Source organism: Petralouisia sp. (genome assembly GCF_056822245.1).
Genome location: NZ_JBQIOP010000005.1, coordinates 39743 through 58142, shown reverse-complemented (window position 1 = coordinate 58142; position 18400 = coordinate 39743). Strand labels below are relative to the sequence as shown.

Genomic DNA, 18400 nt, shown 5'->3' with positions numbered 1-18400 from the left:
CCTTCCTATGGGAGAATTATTCCGTATTGAAAAAGTACTGGGATTTTGTGAAAAAGTATGTTATTTTGTTATTATAAATCTGTTGTTTGTGATTTCAAATCTTCCGGTTCTGCTGTTTTTGCTGTTTGTCGGCGCAGGCCAGATACGGGAATGCCTTCCATTGTTCCTGCTGTGCCTGCTTCCCATGGCTCCGGCCCTTTCAGCAGTAATGTATGCCATGAACCGTTTGATTCACGGAACGGAGACGAGAGGATTTGCGGATTATAAGAAAGGCTACTGTTCGGATTTTCTGCAGAAAATCGAACTTGGGGCCGGGCAGTTACTGGCAATTTTAATCTGTTGGACGAATATTGAATTTTTCACCCTGCAGATTCGGATTCTGCCTCTTGCAATTGTATTTATTCTGCTGTTTGCAGGAGCTCTGCTTGTTACGCCTAATCTGTATCTTCTGGTCAGCCGGTATGAAATGGGAAATGCGCAGATTGTCAAAACAGCGGTAACTCTGCTGATTGCAAGACCCGGCGCCACTTTGGGGAACCTTGCTGCGTTTGCAGTGCTTCTTGCGGCATTTGAGATTTCAGCGGGGACTACCGTGCTGTTTATGGGCAGCGTTTACGGATTTCTGATTATGTTTATGAATCAGAGTATTATGCAGAAGTTAGAAAGTAAAAATTAAAAAGACAATCAGGGAATGCAAAATTTGCATTTCCTTTTTGTGGTTTTAAAGAGGGACAGAATGGAAATTAGAACGTCAGGACAGCTGTACAGAAAATTATTCTGTATAGATACGATTATTTTATGCTGCGTGGTGTTGGCCATGATGGTTTATTTTTTTACCAGTATGAGAAACCGTTTTCTGGAGCAAAATCTGGATTATATGGGAATGATGCGCGAATCGGCGGATTCCTATTTGGAGGAAACCTCGGATATTGCGGAATATATGCATGAGGATTTATATAAATCAGACATGGAACTGAATGACGCGCTGCACTGTCTGACAGATGGGCCGGCAGATTATCAGCAGTACCGTCTGGATACCTACTATGAAAGTAAAATCAGAGAGTATAAGGGAATCGAAACGTTTTTTAAAGACGGGTTTCAGGCGTATCAGAGTTTAAGCATAATTATGCTGTACAGTTATGAGCGGGGTGTGGTGACAGAGTATACCAGGGATGGAAAAAGCTATAAAAGATACGGGGACAAGGGTTTTCTGCAGCGTCTGGAACAGGGAGACCTGGTGGAGGAGGACTGTTTTTTCTATCTGAAGGAAATCAGAGATCCGGTCAATATGCAGGTGAGAGGATGTATGCTCCTCGGTTTTGAGAGCAGTAAATTTGAGAGCATCCGCAGATACTATTCCAAAGCAGAGCTGACGGTTTACAATGATGCGGGAACCAGGGTGTTTGATTCCAATGGGAAATATAAGATCAGTGAAATTATGAAGGTGGAAAAGGCCGGAGCGCTGGAAAATTTTCTGGGGGCTTATGTGGAGCAGACCCAGACCGGAAGATACCATACCATCAGCTATCTGGAGAAAAGCAGGGCCTCTGCGGTTCCGGCGCCTGTGATTCTGATGATTCTTTTAGTGGGGCTTGGGACCCTGGCTCTGGGCGAAACGTTTGTAAGGTATCACCTGAAGCGTCTGGAAAAAAGGCTGGACCGGATTCTGGATGGAATGACGAAGGTTATGGAGGGAGATCTGAAGGTGCGCATTCCTTCCGACAGAAACGGAGATGAACTGGATGTGATCTCCACCTATTTCAATGAAATGTGCATTAACCTGGAGGAACATATCAACAAGCGGTATCTGGCGGAAATTGAACAGAAAAATGCGGAGATGGCGGCTCTTCAAAATCAGATTAACCCTCATTTTCTCTACAATACCCTGGAAGCCGTGCGCATGAAGGCCATCTGCAACGGCGACCGGGAGGTGGGGAAAATGCTTTACAGCCTGGCAGTGACTTTCCGGGCGCAGTTGAAAGAGGCGGATGTGATTACGCTGGCTCAGGAGCTTCATTACAGTAAAAAATATATGGAGCTTTTTGAATTCCGTTATCCAGGACAGTTTGAGACGATTCTGGAGTGCCCAGAGGAATATCTGCAGATTCCGGTGATTAAATTTGTGCTGCAGCCTATTATTGAGAATTATTTTATCCATGGGATACGGATGAAGGAGAAGGATAATTTCATTCGGATTTCCGTGGAACGGGGGAAAGAGGTCAGAATTGTGGTGGAGGATAATGGAAACGGAATGGAAGAAAAGGTGTTAGCGGCCAAAAACCGGGAGCTGGCAGAAGATTTTATGGAAACAAGGGCGTCCATCGGAGTTGCAAATGTAAACCGCAGGCTGAAAGCCGTGTACGGAAAGGAATACGGAATTCATATGGAGGCCAGGCCGGGCGGAGGGCTGAGGGTGATTCTCAGGTTTCAGCCGCAGGAAGAGAGCGCTCCATCCGGTCAGTAATCAGACTGTAGCAGCCTGAAAGGCTGAGGGAGCTGTGTATTGGACAATTGGAGGAGAATAATATGAAAAAAGTAATGATTGTGGAAGATGAGGAATTGATTTTGCAGGGGATTCGGAATATTCTGGATTGGGAGTCTCTGGGCCTTCAGGTGGTGCATATGGCCCATGACGGCGCAGAAGCATTGGAAATGTGGGAAAAAGAGCCTGTACATATTGTAGTGACAGATATCAGTATGCCGGAAATGGACGGATTGGAGCTTCTTCGGAGAATCAGGGAGAAGGAAGAGCAGGTGCGTTTTATTATTCTGACCGGATATGATGAATTTGCCTATGCCAGAGAGGCCATCCGCCTGGAAGTGGAAAATTATATTTTAAAGCCCATTGATGAAGAAGAATTAGAACGGCAGCTTCGGGAGACAGTGGAAAAGCTGGATGAAATGGACAAGAAAAAGATTCAGTATATTGATGAGAAAACCCAGTGGATGCATTTTTTAAACGGCCAGACTGAAGGGGAAGAGGGCCGTCAGTATGCGGAAATGCTTGGGATTTCTGCAGATCACGGAACGTATTATGCCGCTTTGATGAAATGGAACATGGAGGGCCTGAAAGAGAAAAAAATTACGGATGTGATTGTGGAGCTGAAGCAGGCGGAGCATCTGAAAATCGTTCATCTGCCCCCGGACAGCCTGCTGATGGTTTTAACAGGCAATATGGCGGATGAAACTCAGGCCCAGGAATATTTTTCAGAACTTCAGAATCAGGTGGAAAGCAGGTTCAATGTGATGACTTTTATCTGTATGGGAACTGGATTTCAGAGTATCGCCCAGCTTCCGGAAAGCTACCGGGCGGCCCGGAAGCTGCAGAAGTATCTGATTCTGGAAGGGTACGGAACCTGTATCAGCCAGAGACAGATTCAGGACAGAACAACAGAGTCCGTAAATATGGACGAGGATCAGCTCCGCAGGTTTATCCTGAAAAAAGAAACGGACGCTGCGGTGGGCTATATGGAAGATTTGTTTATCAACAAAATCAGCAGGGACGCTTCTGCAAGTTCCCTGTATCAGATGGCGGTAAAAATGGCCGTGCTGCTTGGAGAAATCAAAAAAGAATACAAGCTTAAATCCGGTAATTTCCAGGAGCTGACCGATCTGATTGAAACGATTTTCCGGGCGGAGGATATCCATGGAATTAAGACGGCGTTTATCTCTGAAATTACAGAAATTATCGCCTGTATGCATGAAGAGGATTCCCAGTATACTCCCGTGGTGCGCCAGATTATTGCCGATGTGCAGCTCAATTACAGGGAAGATATGAACCTGAAAACCCTGGCGTATAAATACCATATGAACGCGTCTTATCTGGGGCAGATTTTTCAGAAAGAAGTGGGATGTTCTTTTGCCCGTTATTTACGTAATACCAAAAATGGAATTGCAAAGGATCTGATACTCAACACGAATATGAAAATCAATGATATTGCAAGACAGGTGGGGTATCCGGATACCAGTTATTTTTACCGGAAATTTAAACAGTGTTATGGTGTGTCTCCGGCTTCCCTGCGGGAGATGAAGAAATACTGACAACCGGTATGAAGGGATTCCGGTGAATAATATATCTTATGTTTCTAACAATTGCAGTTATTGGAGCAGCGGCGGCAGCGGTTCTTGGTTTTGTTCTTACCTTTTTGTTCTGTAAAGCAGATGAAGAAGAGGGAGAACAGCAGAAAAAAGCAGTACAGTGAAAAAAGAAATCCTTGTAAGTCCTCTGGCCGGAAAAGTAATACCGCTTTCTGAAGTAACGGACGCTGCATGTTCCTCCGGTGTTCTTGGAAAAGGCGTTGCAACTCTTCCTGATAAGGGAGAGGAACTGTTGATTCATAACTTTTGATAAAGGTATGTGGAAGATGATTATCAAATTGATTATATTAGAGAAGATATTCTGAATTGGCTTGACAAACAGCGCTGTTTTTAATAATATAATTATTACGAGCTCGGAGGGTATATTGCTCAGGAGAAGTAATATGCTGGATAAGGCGCAGATTGAAAGGTCTGTTCTTTATCCGGCTTTTTTATTTTGGGGAAGCGGAGGGAAATTGTGGGGAAGAGAACGTTATGGGTCTGCTGATGGAAAAACGGAAGAATAGAGTGTATGCTGCGAAAAATAAAAAAGGAAAATGGTAAGGGTGCAAAATGTATAAACATCACGAAGAATCATTACAGATCATGACGGATGGCGAGTGGCAGGGAGGGATTATTGATATGGGAAGTTATATTATAAAATGCTGTTCATTATGGAAGATTTTTCCAGATCAATGACCTTGCGGTTTTGCCGGATTACCAGAGAAAAGGCATTGCAACAAAATTGCTGGAATGCTGTCTTGCGGAGATGGAAGAATGCGGAATCAAAAGCATAAACCTGATTACCGCAAATGAAGGCATGCTACCGGGGTTTTATGAAAAGCATGGTTTTGAAAGGGAAGACGGAGTTATTTTAATGGGAAGGAAGAGATCAGAGGAGGAAAGAAACGATATGGATCTGCTTACAAGTAAAATCAAACTAATGTATTTTAAGTATCTGGCCGCAGCATTTGGAAGCGCGCTGATTTCGTCCATTTACGGTGCGGTGGATATGGCGATGGTCGGACAGTATCAGGGACCGGAAGGCACGGCGGCGCTGGCTGTGGTTGCCCCTGTCTGGAATATCATATACAGCCTTGGGCTGCTTATGGGAATCGGAGGTTCTGTGCTTTTTACTACATTGCGCGGAGAATCTGAGCAGAATCAGAAAAAGTCTAATGAATACTTTACTGCTGCGGTTATCGGGTCGGCGGTTCTGGCTGCACTTACATGGCTGACAGTGGTCTTTTTCGATGCGGAGCTGCTGCGGCTGTTCGGGGCGGAGGAAACGCTGCTCCCTCTGGCAAGGAGTTATCTGCTTCCGGTTAAATTTGTAGTGCCCAGTTTCCTGTTCACACAGCTTATGTCAGCTTTTCTGCGCAACGATGGGAATCCTGCCCTTGCAACGAAGGCGGTGCTGTTTGGCGGAATCTTTAATGTATTTGGGGATTATTTCTTTGTGTTTGTGTTAGGGATGGGAATCATGGGCGCAGGCCTTGCAACCGCCATGGGATCTGTCTTTTCCCTGTTGGTGATGCTGACACATTTTCGCAGTAAAAAGAATACTTTAAGGATTGTAAAACCTGTGAAATTATTTTTCATCCTGAAGTCCATTTGTATCACCGGTTTTTCCACCTTTTTTATCGATGTGGCGATGGGGATTCTTACTATGCTGTTTAACAGGCAGATTTTGAAATACCTGGGAACGGATGCGCTGGCAGTCTACGGCATCATCATCAATATCAGCACGTTTGTCCAGTGCTGTGCTTACAGCATAGGCCAGGCGTCCCAGCCGATGCTCTCTGCGAATTTTGGCGCTGGAAAAGGGAAACGGATTGTGCAGATTTTGAAATATGCATTAGGAACGGCGGCGGTGTTTGGCGTGGTTTGGACGGCACTTGCTGTTTTTGTCCCCAATTCCTTCGTCCGTATTTTTATGACGCCAACGGAGGAGATCCTGGCTATTGCCCCGGGTATTATTTGCAGTTATGGTATTTCTTTCCTGCTGCTTCCGTTTAATATTTTTTCTACTTACTATTTTCAGACGCTGATGAAACCGATGGCTTCTTTTATTGTTTCTGTTGCCAGGGGCGCCGTGGTCAGCGGATTGCTGATCTGCATTCTTCCGGCTGTGGCAGGGGCAGATGCGGTTTGGTTGGCTATGCCGGTTACAGAATTGCTGGTTGCAGTTTATGTAGTCCTGAAAATGGTGCGGTATACGAAGAATCTGACTTTGGGAGAAACATGATGGAATGAAAGGTATATACCGTGAAAATAAGAGTTATATGTGCCGAGTATGGGGCAGGATGAGTAAACGGGAAAATTCTCTGGATTTCCACAGCCGCTTATAAAAATCACAGAGTATAGGAAAAATCGTGGAGTACGGGAAAAAGCATGGGGTATGCTAAAAAATCACGGGGTTTTAGCAAAATCAAATGGTATCTTTGATACAAAGGGAAGGAACAGACTATAGGGGAAACCGCTGAATACAAGGGATTCCGGCACGTTAGGTTTTGCTGGAATCCCTTGTTTGGCTTTGGGGCTGCATCAGGCGGCATGGGAGCGGCGGTTACAAGCTGCCGCAGTGATCGCAAATCTGCCCCCTCTTAAGAAAGATTAAAAAACATGAATAAATTCTTTACTTTGTTGTGTCCCTCCTGATTAGAATAGGCGTTATCTTTTTGTGGATCAATTCTGTTTGCGGTTTTGGGCGGCGTTTCTTCTTTTCATTCATTTGTGTTACCAGCAGTTCCATAGCTTCGTATGCTATTTTTTCAATCTGTTGGCCTACAGTGCTGATTGGGAGGATTGCCTGTGCTGCAATTGGGGAATCATCGAAACCGATGATACGGTATTCATCTGACAGTGAACCATATTCTCGGAAAATAATATTCAGCATACTGTTTGCGTGGGTATCGGTTGGCATGAATAATCCTTTTCTTTGGTCTGGGTATTTTCTTTCTAATTGCTCATATATTTCTGACATTATCTTATGGATTTTCTGCGGGGAGTGTCCTAAATCCCTTAAAATCAATTCATGTCTGATGCCATTTTCTTTGCAGGTGTCTTCAAAACCCTGAATACGGCCATAAGAGGGGATGGCCTTTGGAAAAACAGAGTTGACATGAACTAAAACGTCGCAATTGTTTTTGATTAGTAGGCTGGTTGCCTGGACAGCTCCCATATAATTATCTGTGTTTACACTGTTTATATACTGGTCTTCGCGTTCAATAGCGACGATTGGGATATTATAAGAGGCAAGTTCGCTGGAGGGAATGTCATGGCTTAGGATGATCATGCCTTCAATCTTGTACGCAAGCAATTCTTGAATATATTCCCGCTCTGTTTCGGCGCTGCCCCTGCTTACAAAAACCAGAAATTTATATCCGAATGTTTTGTAAGTATTTAAAATCTGATTTAGCATTTCGGCGTAATAATGAAGATAAAGGTTAGGGATGATGATGCCCACAAATTCACTTTTTCCATTTGCCAGCACTTTGGCAAGTTTATTTTTTTGATAGCCTAAATCAATGAGCGCCTGTGCGATTATATCCTGATTTTCTACAGTAAGCGAATCTGGATTATTAAAATACCGGGATATTGTTGTTTTGGAAAAATTGGTGTGTTTTGCTATATCATCAAATGTTACTTTCTTTTTATCCATATGAACCTCCAAAATTGGGTATTACAACAAGAACATTTCTTTATATTATCTTTAGTATAGCAGTGCAAAACAGAAAAATCAATCCTAATTAAAAACTGGTTAAGTAACCGGTTATGAAACCGGTTATGAAATCGGTTATTTTTAAATGGAGGGAAAAGGTGATGTCTGCTATCTTCCATACCCCTATGGAGGCAGACGGGATCGTGTTTGATACAGATGGAACCGTCTGTATGAATGTTGTGAAATATGATATCTGTATTTAATGGAAGGCGTGGAAAATCCACCCTGAAGAAAGGAGAGCGCTATGGAAATACAGTATTTGGGTACTGCAGCAGCAGAAGGATTGCCGGCTCTGTTCTGTGACTGCGAAACCTGCAGAAAGGCAAGAAACATCGGCGGGAAGGAGGTGCGAACCAGAACACAGTCTGTCGTGGATGGAAAAATCCTTATTGATTTTCCGCCGGACACATACACGCATGCTATCAGCTATTCTTTGATGTTTGGGCAGATTCAGCATTTGCTGATTACACATTCCCATATGGATCATTTTTTCCCGGTTGAGCTGATCCACAGGCATGAACACTTCGGGCATAATTCGAAAGGGCTGCTGCATGTATATGGAAATGCAGCGGTGGAAAAAGCGTTTTATGATGCCGTGCTGATTGACCGGTTTAAGGTGCATCCCCTGGACGATGCGGTCAAATTCATCAGGCTGGAGCCGTTTGCTGATTTTATGGCGGATGGCTACCATATCATTCCGGTTCCAGCAGATCATGATAAAAGGGAGACCTGCCTGATCTATATTATTAAGAAGGATGGGAAATGCCTCTTATATGGCCATGATACGGGAATGAACCTGAGCGATGAGGCATGGGAATGTATCTTCAGCCACAAATATGACCTGATATCTCTGGACGCTACCATGGGCAGGATGAAGACTGAAGGTTACCATATGGGGTTGGCGGATGACATTGCATTTGCAAAGATGCTGGAGGAGAAGGGATGTATTCATCCGGATACTGTTAGGGTCATCAGCCATTTTTCACATAATGGCGGCATGACACACAAAAAATTGGAAGAGTTTGCCGGGGAGCATGGGCTGGTTGCAGCTTATGACGGAATGAAAGTTAAGTTTTGAGGATGGAAACAGTTGTTTTCAGCAAAACAAAAAAATGAAGGAGGAAAATGGTGTGGAAGAAAAGTATGTAAAAGCGGCGCAGGAGATCCTGGCCTGTATGGGAGGGAAAGATAATGTTGCCAGCGCCGCCCACTGTGCAACAAGGCTCAGGCTTGTCCTTAAGGATGAATCTCTGATTGACAAGGATGCCCTGGAAAATGTCGACCTCGTGAAAGGTAATTTCAACAATGGCGGGCAATTTCAGATTATTCTGGGAACGGGCATTGTGAATAATGTCTATGCTGAGTTTATCAAAATGGCTGATATCACGGAAATGACGAAAGAGGAATTAAAAAAGCAGGCAGCAAAAAAGATGAATCCGGTGCAAAAACTTTTGAAGACCCTTGCAGACGTGTTTGTACCAATCCTGCCTGCTCTGGTTGCATCTGGTCTTCTGATGGGTATCAATAACATTCTGACGGCGCAGGGGATGTTTGTCGAAGGCAAGTCGCTTGTGGAAGCGTTTCCGAAGATTAGAGATTTTGCGGATATGATAAACCTGTTTTCCAATGCCGGTTTTACTTTCCTGCCAGTGCTGATCGGATTTTCTGCCGCTAAGATATTTGGCGGAACGCCGATCCTTGGGGCGGTTATCGGAGCAATCATGATTCATCCGGATTTAATGAACGGGTATGGTTATGGACAGGCGCTGCTCGACGGGACTGTTCCATACTGGAATATTTTCGGGCTGTCTGTTGCCAAAGTAGGATATCAGGGAACTGTCCTTCCGGTTATCGCATCAGCTTTTTGCCTGTCGTTTGTGGAGAAAAAGCTGCGTAAGATTGTTCCTGCAATGCTTGACAATATTGTCACGCCTCTGTTGTCTGTATTGATTGCCGGGGCAATGACCTTCCTGTTTATCGGCCCGGTCATGAGAGGTGTCGGTGATGCTATGACAAATGCGGTTATGTGGCTATTCTTTGACCTTGGTTCTGTTGGGGGGCTGATTTACGGAGTTACATATCCGTTACTGGTTATCACAGGCATGCACCATAGCTTGGTAACGGCTGAAACACAGATTCTTGCAAATATCGGCACATTAGGCGGATCGCCTACATTTGCGGTTGTGGCGGCTGCAAACTGTGCTCAGGGCGCAGCGGCCTTAGCTGTTATGTTCCGGATGAAGAATGATCCTAAAATGAAGAGTTTAGCATCCGCTTCCGGTATATCCTCCATGCTGGGGATTACGGAGCCGGCGATATTTGGTGTCAACCTGAAATTAAGGTATCCTTTTTACGGGGCATTGATTGGCGGCGGCATCGGGGCTGCTTATGCAACGCTTGTAAAGGTATTATCTGTTTCTCAGGGACCTTGTGGTGTGATTGGCGTCATCTGTATCCGCCCTGATTGTATGCTGCAGTTTATGGTATCCATGGCGATTGCGATCGTGAGTGCATTTGCTGCCACCATGGTACTGGGAAATATATTTGGGAAAAAAGAGAAAGAAGCTGCAGTGGTAGAGAGCAGGACGGCAGAACCCGTCAGGACAGAGAAACTGGAGGTGGGTACGCACACAGAGAAGGAAGATAGTGTAGAAGAAGTGATTTTTGCTCCGATTCAGGGAAATGTTATTCCGAGAGAAAGTATTCCGGATGAAACTTTTGCATCCGGTGTTTTAGGGGATGGCGTCGGCATTGAGCCGGAAACAGGGGAGGTTGTGGCGCCTTTTGATGGAGAAATATCTTCTGTGGCAGAGACACGCCATGCTATCGGTATTACAGGGCCGGGTGGAATGGAGCTGCTGATCCATGTCGGGGTAGACACTGTAAAAATGAATGGCGATGGATTTACGGTTTTGGTATCTGAGGAAGATAAGGTCAAGGCTGGACAGAAGCTTATGACATTCGATATTTCCAAGATTAAAGCTGCCGGGTATAGCACGACATCAGCGGTACTGCTGACAAACAGCGATGATTATCAGTCCTGTAATGTGGTAAAGACGGGTAAGTCAAAACAGATGGAGAAGATTGTCACGGTTGAATGATAGGCTGGGATTACATAACCGACTGCGGAGGGATGCTCCGTTTCTCCGTCAATGGTATTTAGAATCAGAAAACGCATCCGTGAGATTGCATTTTAAATAAGATATAGGAGGCGGTAATTTGAAAAAGAAAACAAAGAAACAGGATTCCGTTTTCAATAGCCGGTTAGGATGTTTCCATGATGAACTGCGATGGCTTTACATGGAGCTTTATGATAATAGTTCCATGTTCGCAGAACTGTGCGATAATCTGTATTTCTTTTATACAGAGCGGGGCAGTGACTTAAAAGAACGGGATTTAAAGAGGGTGGAGAATTCTGACTGGTACAAACAGAACGATATGCTGGGCATGATGTTTTATATCGACAATTTTGCGGGTAATATGCCTGGTGTGGAAGAAAAACTGGATTACCTTGAAAAAAGCAACGTAAACTACATTCATTTGATGCCATTTCTGGAAACGCCGGAGGGAAGGTCAGACGGAGGGTATGCAGTGTCGGATTTCCGAAAGGTGCAGGAAAAGTTGGGAACTATGGAAGAGTTGGGGCATTTGACTGCCGCCTGCCATAAAAAGAATATAAATGTCTGCATGGATTTTGTAATGAACCATACATCGGAGGAGCATGAGTGGGCGAAAAAGGCTCGTCAGGGAGACGGTGAATATATGGACCGCTACTTCTTTTATAAAGATTATACAATTCCGGAGATGTATGAAAAGACAGTCCCGCAAGTATTTCCAACGACGGCTCCCGGAAATTTTACATGGCTGCCAGATGCAGGACATTATGTTATGACATCGTTTTATCCGTACCAGTGGGACTTAAACTATAAAAATCCCCGTGTATTTAATGAAATGATGTATAATTTCTTATATTTGGCTAACCGCGGGATTGATATTGTACGCATTGATGCGGTGCCATATATTTGGAAAGAGATGAACACGCAATGCCGGAATCTGAAGCAGGTCCATACAATTGTCCGTCTGATGCGTATAATCAGCGAGATTGTCTGTCCGGGCGTACTGCTCCTTGGTGAAGTTGTCATGGAGCCGGAGAAAGTCGTTCCATATTTTGGGACAGTCGAAAAGCCGGAATGTCATATGCTTTATAATGTGACAACCATGGCGACAACGTGGCATACCGTGGCGACACGGGATGTGCGTCTTTTAAAAAAGCAGCTTGATATTGTGAATGCGCTGCCAAAAGAATATGTATTTTTAAATTATTTACGCTGCCATGATGATATAGGATGGGGGTTGGATTACGGTACTCTGCACTATGAAGGGATAGAAGAGCGTTCCCATAAGCATTATCTGAATAATTATTTTCAAGGGCTTGAGGGGAACAGCAACAGCAGGGGAGAACTGTATAATGCTGACCCGGTAACGGGGGATGCCCGTTTTTGCGGAACTACTGCATCCATGTGTGGAATTGAAAAGGCAGGGTTTGAGCAGAAAGAAGAGGACATGGAAAGGGCCATAAAGCTGGATGTGATGCTCCATGCTTATATGTTCATGCAGTCTGGGATACCGGTGCTTTACAGCGGCGATGAAATCGGGCAGGTGAATGATTACACCTATAAGGATGATCCGAATAAAGCGAATGATTCACGTTATATCCACCGGGGGGCTTTCCAATGGAATCTTGCGGAACAGGTTGATGATGGAACCAGTGTAGCAGGACAGATTTTTAGCCAGTTAGCATGTCTGGAAAAAATCAGAAAGTCAGAAAAGGCATTTGTCTGTCAGGCGGACACATGGACAGTTGATACGTTCGATTCCAGTGTGCTGTGTATTGGAAGGTATTATGAAGGTGAGAAAATTCTTGGGTTATTTAATTTCAGTGAATATGATAAAACGGCATGGATTAATGAAATTGACGGGACATATACAGATATGCTGTCTGGCGAAAAGATAAAAGCGGCCGGAGTGAATGTACCCGCTTATGGTTTTTTCTATTTGAAAAAGAACGAGGAGATTTCTGATAAAAAATAAAGTGAAAAATTTTGTTTCCATAAGGATTTTGGCAAGGATTATTGTAGCTGGAACTGGGGTGGGACAGTCGTTGTCCACGAACCTGTGCAGCATGAAGACGGAACGCTTGGGGTTTGTCCGGTAGACAGTGTGAAAAATGCATTCCATAAGAGTATGAAAGTAGAGGTCACAGGTCTGACTGGCAAATGGACCAAAAAGGATGGAATTGTGAACTGCTGTTCAGAAGATGGGTGCTCCGCCTCTATTGCAGATAAGATTCCTTCGCAGTGCTGCATTAAGGCGAAGTGTAAATACAATGGAATTCCCGCAGTGTATTAAAAGTGATAAACAAAAGCGATACATACATTTTTGCAGGTGTGCTGTGTTTCATGATAAATATGGAGTGCAGCGCACCTGTTTTTTGTATTCAACTGATAAAAAGAAATCCATCCAGGCGGGAGGAGATTTACAAAAGAACGATACACACCGATAAAAGCAGTCAGGCAGATGCGTTATTTTGGGTGTTTTCTATTGTTCAGAGAAAGGACATACCCTTCGAGGGGACAGTCTGCAGGGATTTCCCAACGGGAGGCGCCGGCAGGCTGCCGGGGAAGCCGGAACAAAATGCTGTCCCCGCGAAAGGGGCGCCATGGGCATGGCACGGGCAGGTATATGTGAGAAGAAGTACAGATGATACGGGGAACAAACAGAGCTATACCTGAGAGGATGCATTAAAACAGTCAGTTCTGAAGCAGCTCCAGCATTTCCGGTCTTTTTTACAGCAGTTTGAGCGTGTGTTTATCCGACAGCGGATTGTCGCCACTCTTGCAGAACGCCGATACGAATTGTCCGCAAAGCAGAAACAGATAGAAAAGGACGAAATGCGGATAAAGGGAGCTTGACGGCCTGTTTAGCAAAATCTATGAGGATAATGTCAGCGGAAAGCTGAATGACGAACGCTTTTACAAGCCAAGATGATAGCGCCAGATTGTGGAGACATCCCTATGGACGAGGAAATGCGGGAAATGAAACAGGAATATATGCAGCGTACCAAACGTCAAACCGCCTAAATACAGGCGTGGCAGGAGACAATCTATGCTCCTGCTGATACATATCTATTTTTATCCCTATCTGGATTAACCCATATCCTATAATTTTTACAATTTTTCAAAAAACATAACTGTAATTTGTACAATGAACCTAAAAGTTTTCAACTTTCCATGCAAATTACACAATGATATAGTTAATATATCAAAAAACATACTGCACATTGACGAACCGGTAAGCCAGTGTGCGGTAGGAAACGAAGGAGGTTTCAATGTGAGAGCAAACACAAAAAAAGCTGAAAAGCCGAAAGGGAATTTTCTGACCCGGCTGAAGGCAAACAAGGAGCTGCTGATTTTGAGTATGCCGGGCGCAGTCTGGTTTCTGTTTTTTGCTTACCTGCCCCTGTTCGGAATTCTGGTGGCATTCAAGAAATTCAGGCTGTCAGGAGACGGATTTTTTTACAACCTGTTTACCAGTGAAACCGTCTGGTTTGACAACTTCAAATTCCTGTTCAGCAGCGGAGACGCCTGGATTATCGTAAGGAACACCGTGCTTTATAATGCGGCGTTCATTATTCTGGGCGTGGTGATACCAGTAATTCTGGCGTTGCTGCTGAATGAAATCCGCAACAAGGGAATGATGAAGATTTACCAGAGTTCCATGTTCCTGCCTTACTTCCTGTCCTGGGTTGTAGTAAGTTACTGTGTTTTTGCATTCCTGAATCCGGAAAAGGGATACTTTAACGCAATTATTCAGCAGTTCGGCGGGCAGCCGATTTCCTGGTATACGGAAACCAAATACTGGCCGTTTATCATTATTTTCATGAGCCAGTGGAAGGGCATGGGTTACAACACCGTGGTATATCTGGCGTCCATCTGCGGAATTGACAAGACTTATTACGAAGCGGCAGTGTTGGACGGAGCCACCAAATGGCAGCAGATCAAATACATTACGCTGCCTTTGTTAAAGCCGGTCATTACCATTCTGCTGATTATGGCAGTGGGAGGAATTTTCAAAGCGGACTTCGGCCTGTTCTATCAGCTTCCTAAGAATTCCGGTCCTCTGTATCCGGTGACAAACGTGCTTGATACATACATTTTCCGGGCCCTTAAGACCAGCGGGGAAATCGGAATGAGCGCAGCGGCTGCACTGTTCCAGTCAACGGTTGGTTTTGTCCTGATTATGATTGCAAATAAAATCGTATCCAAAGTGGACAATGAAAACGCATTATTCTAAGGAAGGAGGGAAACCATGTCTGAGAAAACAATGTCCAAAAGAAAAATGGAGAAAAGAATCCGGGCAATTGAGGAAGAGGGCTGCAAATACAATCAAATCAAAAAGCCTACAAATGTGCTGTTTAACATATTTTTGGCGATACTGTCGTTGATTTGCGTCATTCCTTTTATATTCGTCATCATTATTTCCATTACGGACGAAGAATCTCTGACCATGAACGGTTATCGGTTTATACCGGAAAAATTAAGCCTGTACGCCTATGAATATATCGTAAGCGCAGGTGAGAATATTTTGAGAAGCTACGGGGTGACCATTCTTGTAACGATTCTCGGTACCTTGATTGGACTGCTTTTGACAGGCACATATGCCTACACGCTGTCCAGGAAAAATTATGCATACCGGAAATTTTTTACCACAGTCATCACCATCCCCATGCTGTTCAGCGGCGGTATGATTGCAAATTACCTGATTGTAACAAAGGTAATGATGTTAAAAGACACTATTTGGGCGCTGGTTCTGCCTCTGTGTCTGAATTCTTTCAATATTATTGTGCTGCGGACCTTTTTTAAAACCAGTATTCCCGACGCCGTTGTGGAATCTGCAAAGATTGACGGGGCTTCGGAATGGCGGCTGTTTTTCCAGATCGTAATTCCCATGGCGCTGCCGGGACTTGCCACCATCGGACTGTTTCTGACGCTTGGTTACTGGAATGACTGGTTTAACGCTATGATGTACATGGACAACAAAGATTTGATACCGCTGCAATATCTGCTGATTCAGATTGAAAGCTCCATTGACTGGCTTGCAAACAACAAGGCCACCATGGGAGTGGACGGCATTGCAGTGGCGGCAAACATGCCGAAAGAGACCATTAAAATGGCAATTGTAGTAATATCCACGTTACCGATTATTTTTGCCTACCCGTTTTTCCAGAGATATTTTGTAAATGGATTGACGGTTGGGGCTGTGAAGGAGTAAAATTGAACAAGGAGGAGAAATCATGAAATTCAAAAAATTTGCATCACTTGGCCTTGCGGTAGTTTTGGCGGCGGGACTTCTTACCGGCTGCGGCAACAAGAAAGAAACAAATGCCAGCGGAGAGGAGGTTGTGGAGCTGACCTGGTGGCAGATCGGAGACGCTCAGAAGGATCAGGAAAAAGTACTGGAAAAAGTCAACGAATACACCCAGGAAAAAATTGGGGTAAAACTGAGAGTCAACACTGCCGGATGGGGAGATTACAACCAGAAGATGCAGGTGGTAGTCAACACCGGAGACGACTGGGATCTGTGCTTTACCTGCTCCTGGGCAAACAATTATTTCCAGAATGCTGACAAAGGCGCATTCCTTGCCCTTGACGATTACATCAAAGATACCGAAATGTATAAAAACATCGACAGCCGGTTCTGGGAAGCGGCAAAGGTTCAGGGCAAGACTTACGGCGTACCCAGTGAAAAAGAAATCGGCAGCATGCCCATGTGGGTATTTACCAAAGAATACGTAGATAAATACAATGTTCCGGTAGACGAAATCCACAGCCTGGAGGATTTGGAGCCGTGGCTGAAAGTAATTCATGAAAATGAGCCGGATGTGGTGCCTATGTACTTAACCAGCAGCTATTCCGCGCCTATTTATATGGACTTGATTCAGGACCCGGTGGGTATTGAATATGGTGATGAAACTCTTACCGTGAAAAATGTATTTGAGACAGAGAAAATGAAATCCACGCTGGACACCATGCGGAAATATTATCTGGCAGGCTATATCAACAAAGACGCTGCCACAGCATCCGATGACAAATCCATCAAGCGTTTTGTGACAAAGGGCGACGGACAGCCGTATGCAGAACTGGTATGGGGCAAAGACCTGGGATATGAAGTGGTTGCAACTCCGATTATGGACACTTATGTGACAAATATCTCTGCCCGGGGCGCGCTGACAGCAGTCAATGCACAGACCAAGCATCCGGAGAAGGCAGTGGAGCTTTTGAATCTGATCAATACCGATGAATACCTGAGAAACCTTCTGAACTATGGAATCGAAGGAGAACATTGGGACAAAGTAGAGGTTCCTGCTGAGGAAGCCAAAGCGGCAGAAGGAAAACCATACGTATACGAAAATAAAATCAAACTGAACGAAGAAACCAGAAAGAACTATTCTGTTTCCTATTGGGTACAGGGCGGCTTGTTCAACACCTATGTACTGGAAAATGAGCCTCTGGACAAATGGGCAACCTTCAAGGAATTTAACGATTCTTCCGTAGAAGCTCCCTCCTTCGGATTCGACTTCGACTTGAATCCGGTCAGCACAGAAGTGGCAGGATTCGGAAATGTTATGGATGAATTCGGAAAATCTTTATTCACCGGAAGCGTTGATCCGGAAGAATACCTGCCCAAGCTGCAGGAAAAACTGAAAGCAACCGGAATTGATAAAGTAATTGAAGAAATGCAGAAACAGATAGACGAATGGAAAGCAAATAAATAAGAGTGTGAGGAAGATTATGAAAAAAGTGTTGGAAGTGTGCGTGGACTCTGTGGAGTCTGCGGTAATTGCCAGTAAAGCCGGAGCGGATCGTCTGGAAGTCTGCGCCAATCTGCTGATTGGCGGAACCACTCCTGGAGTCAGCCAGTTTAAGCAAATCCGAAAAAAATGTCAGATTCCTCTGCATGTGCTGATCCGCCCAAGATTCGGGGATTTTCTGTATACCGATGCGGAATTTCAGATGTTGGAGGAGGATATCCGGATGTTTCGGGAATTGGGGGCCGACGGAGTTGTCACAGGATGCCTGAGAGCCGACGGCAGCCTGGACTTTAACCGGATGGAACGGTTACGGGCATGTGCGGACGGACTTTCCCTGACGCTGCACCGGGCGTTTGATGTCTGCAGGAACCCCTGTCATGCATTGGAGGAAGCAGCGGCATTGGGGATTGATATCATTCTGACTTCCGGCCAGGCCAAGGACTGCAGGAAAGGAAAAGAAGTCCTTTCAAAGCTCATTGCCCAGGCAGGAGAACGGACAGAGATCCTTGTGGGCGGCGGAGTGAATGATGAAGTGATACGGCAGCTGGCAGAAGAAATCCACGCTTTTTGCTTTCATATGTCTGGAAAGAAAACCTTAGACAGCGGCATGGCATACCGGAAAGAAGGAGTCAGCATGGGAATGCCCGGGCTCAGCGAATACAGTATCTTCCGAACAGACAAAGAAGAAATACGCAGGGCAAAAGAAGCGCTGAATCAAGGGTAAGAAA

General features: G+C 44.8%; 15 protein-coding genes and 1 pseudogene. 15 read left to right on the top strand and 1 reads right to left on the bottom strand.

What is annotated here, in order from left to right:
- Nucleotides 1-7 precede the first annotated feature (7 nt).
- The 8 genes and pseudogenes from ACTO17_RS03325 to ACTO17_RS03290 all read left to right on the top strand — a co-directional run bounded on the left by ACTO17_RS03325 (nucleotide 8) and on the right by ACTO17_RS03290 (nucleotide 6325).
- Nucleotides 8-676 (top strand): DUF624 domain-containing protein, encoded by a 669-nt coding sequence (locus ACTO17_RS03325; RefSeq protein WP_172539588.1) that lies wholly within the window; start codon nucleotides 8-10, stop codon nucleotides 674-676.
- Nucleotides 677-736: 60 nt separating this feature from the next.
- Nucleotides 737-2464: a sensor histidine kinase gene (locus tag ACTO17_RS03320; protein ID WP_482556892.1), complete on the top strand. Its 1728-nt coding sequence runs from the start codon at nucleotides 737-739 to the stop codon at nucleotides 2462-2464.
- Between the two features lie 62 nt (nucleotides 2465-2526).
- On the top strand, nucleotides 2527-4041 hold the full coding sequence (locus tag ACTO17_RS03315; protein WP_482556891.1) for a response regulator: 1515 nt from the start codon (nucleotides 2527-2529) through the stop codon (nucleotides 4039-4041).
- Between the two features lie 38 nt (nucleotides 4042-4079).
- Entirely contained in the window at nucleotides 4080-4202 is a 123-nt protein-coding gene (locus ACTO17_RS03310) for a hypothetical protein (protein WP_482556890.1), read from the top strand.
- The gene (locus ACTO17_RS03305; RefSeq protein WP_172539475.1) at nucleotides 4199-4348 is read left to right on the top strand and encodes a PTS glucose transporter subunit IIA; all 150 of its coding nucleotides are present in this window, start codon (nucleotides 4199-4201) and stop codon (nucleotides 4346-4348) included. The genes ACTO17_RS03310 and ACTO17_RS03305 overlap by 4 nt, the downstream gene beginning before the upstream one ends.
- A gap of 133 nt (nucleotides 4349-4481) precedes the next feature.
- Nucleotides 4482-4604: a hypothetical protein gene (locus ACTO17_RS03300; RefSeq protein WP_482556889.1), complete on the top strand. Its 123-nt coding sequence runs from the start codon at nucleotides 4482-4484 to the stop codon at nucleotides 4602-4604.
- A gap of 164 nt (nucleotides 4605-4768) precedes the next feature.
- A pseudogene (locus ACTO17_RS03295) lies at nucleotides 4769-4924 on the top strand (GNAT family N-acetyltransferase); the annotation flags it as partial.
- A gap of 30 nt (nucleotides 4925-4954) precedes the next feature.
- Nucleotides 4955-6325 carry an MATE family efflux transporter gene (locus ACTO17_RS03290; RefSeq protein ID WP_482556888.1) on the top strand — a complete coding sequence of 457 codons (1371 nt, stop codon included), beginning with the start codon at nucleotides 4955-4957 and terminating at the stop codon, nucleotides 6323-6325.
- Nucleotides 6326-6715: 390 nt separating this feature from the next.
- On the opposite strand, the gene ACTO17_RS03285 is transcribed toward ACTO17_RS03290, so the two are convergent.
- Nucleotides 6716-7741, bottom strand: coding sequence for a LacI family DNA-binding transcriptional regulator (locus ACTO17_RS03285; protein ID WP_482556887.1), 1026 nt, complete (start codon nucleotides 7739-7741; stop codon nucleotides 6716-6718).
- 304 nt (nucleotides 7742-8045) lie between these two features.
- Here ACTO17_RS03285 and ACTO17_RS03280 point away from each other — a divergent pair, with 304 nt between their 5' ends.
- The 7 genes from ACTO17_RS03280 to ACTO17_RS03250 all read left to right on the top strand — a co-directional run bounded on the left by ACTO17_RS03280 (nucleotide 8046) and on the right by ACTO17_RS03250 (nucleotide 18396).
- On the top strand, nucleotides 8046-8879 hold the full coding sequence (locus ACTO17_RS03280) for an MBL fold metallo-hydrolase (protein WP_172539472.1): 834 nt from the start codon (nucleotides 8046-8048) through the stop codon (nucleotides 8877-8879).
- Nucleotides 8880-8931: 52 nt separating this feature from the next.
- On the top strand, nucleotides 8932-10902 hold the full coding sequence (locus ACTO17_RS03275; protein WP_482556886.1) for a sucrose-specific PTS transporter subunit IIBC: 1971 nt from the start codon (nucleotides 8932-8934) through the stop codon (nucleotides 10900-10902).
- A 118-nt stretch (nucleotides 10903-11020) separates the two neighbouring features.
- Nucleotides 11021-12892: an amylosucrase gene (locus tag ACTO17_RS03270; protein ID WP_482556885.1), complete on the top strand. Its 1872-nt coding sequence runs from the start codon at nucleotides 11021-11023 to the stop codon at nucleotides 12890-12892.
- Nucleotides 12893-14191: 1299 nt separating this feature from the next.
- Nucleotides 14192-15154, top strand: coding sequence for an ABC transporter permease (locus ACTO17_RS03265; protein ID WP_482556884.1), 963 nt, complete (start codon nucleotides 14192-14194; stop codon nucleotides 15152-15154).
- A gap of 15 nt (nucleotides 15155-15169) precedes the next feature.
- Entirely contained in the window at nucleotides 15170-16132 is a 963-nt protein-coding gene (locus tag ACTO17_RS03260) for a carbohydrate ABC transporter permease (RefSeq protein WP_482556883.1), read from the top strand.
- A gap of 22 nt (nucleotides 16133-16154) precedes the next feature.
- On the top strand, nucleotides 16155-17636 hold the full coding sequence (locus ACTO17_RS03255; RefSeq protein ID WP_482556882.1) for an ABC transporter substrate-binding protein: 1482 nt from the start codon (nucleotides 16155-16157) through the stop codon (nucleotides 17634-17636).
- A gap of 16 nt (nucleotides 17637-17652) precedes the next feature.
- Nucleotides 17653-18396 (top strand): copper homeostasis protein CutC, encoded by a 744-nt coding sequence (locus tag ACTO17_RS03250; protein ID WP_172536855.1) that lies wholly within the window; start codon nucleotides 17653-17655, stop codon nucleotides 18394-18396.
- Nucleotides 18397-18400: the final 4 nt, after the last annotated feature.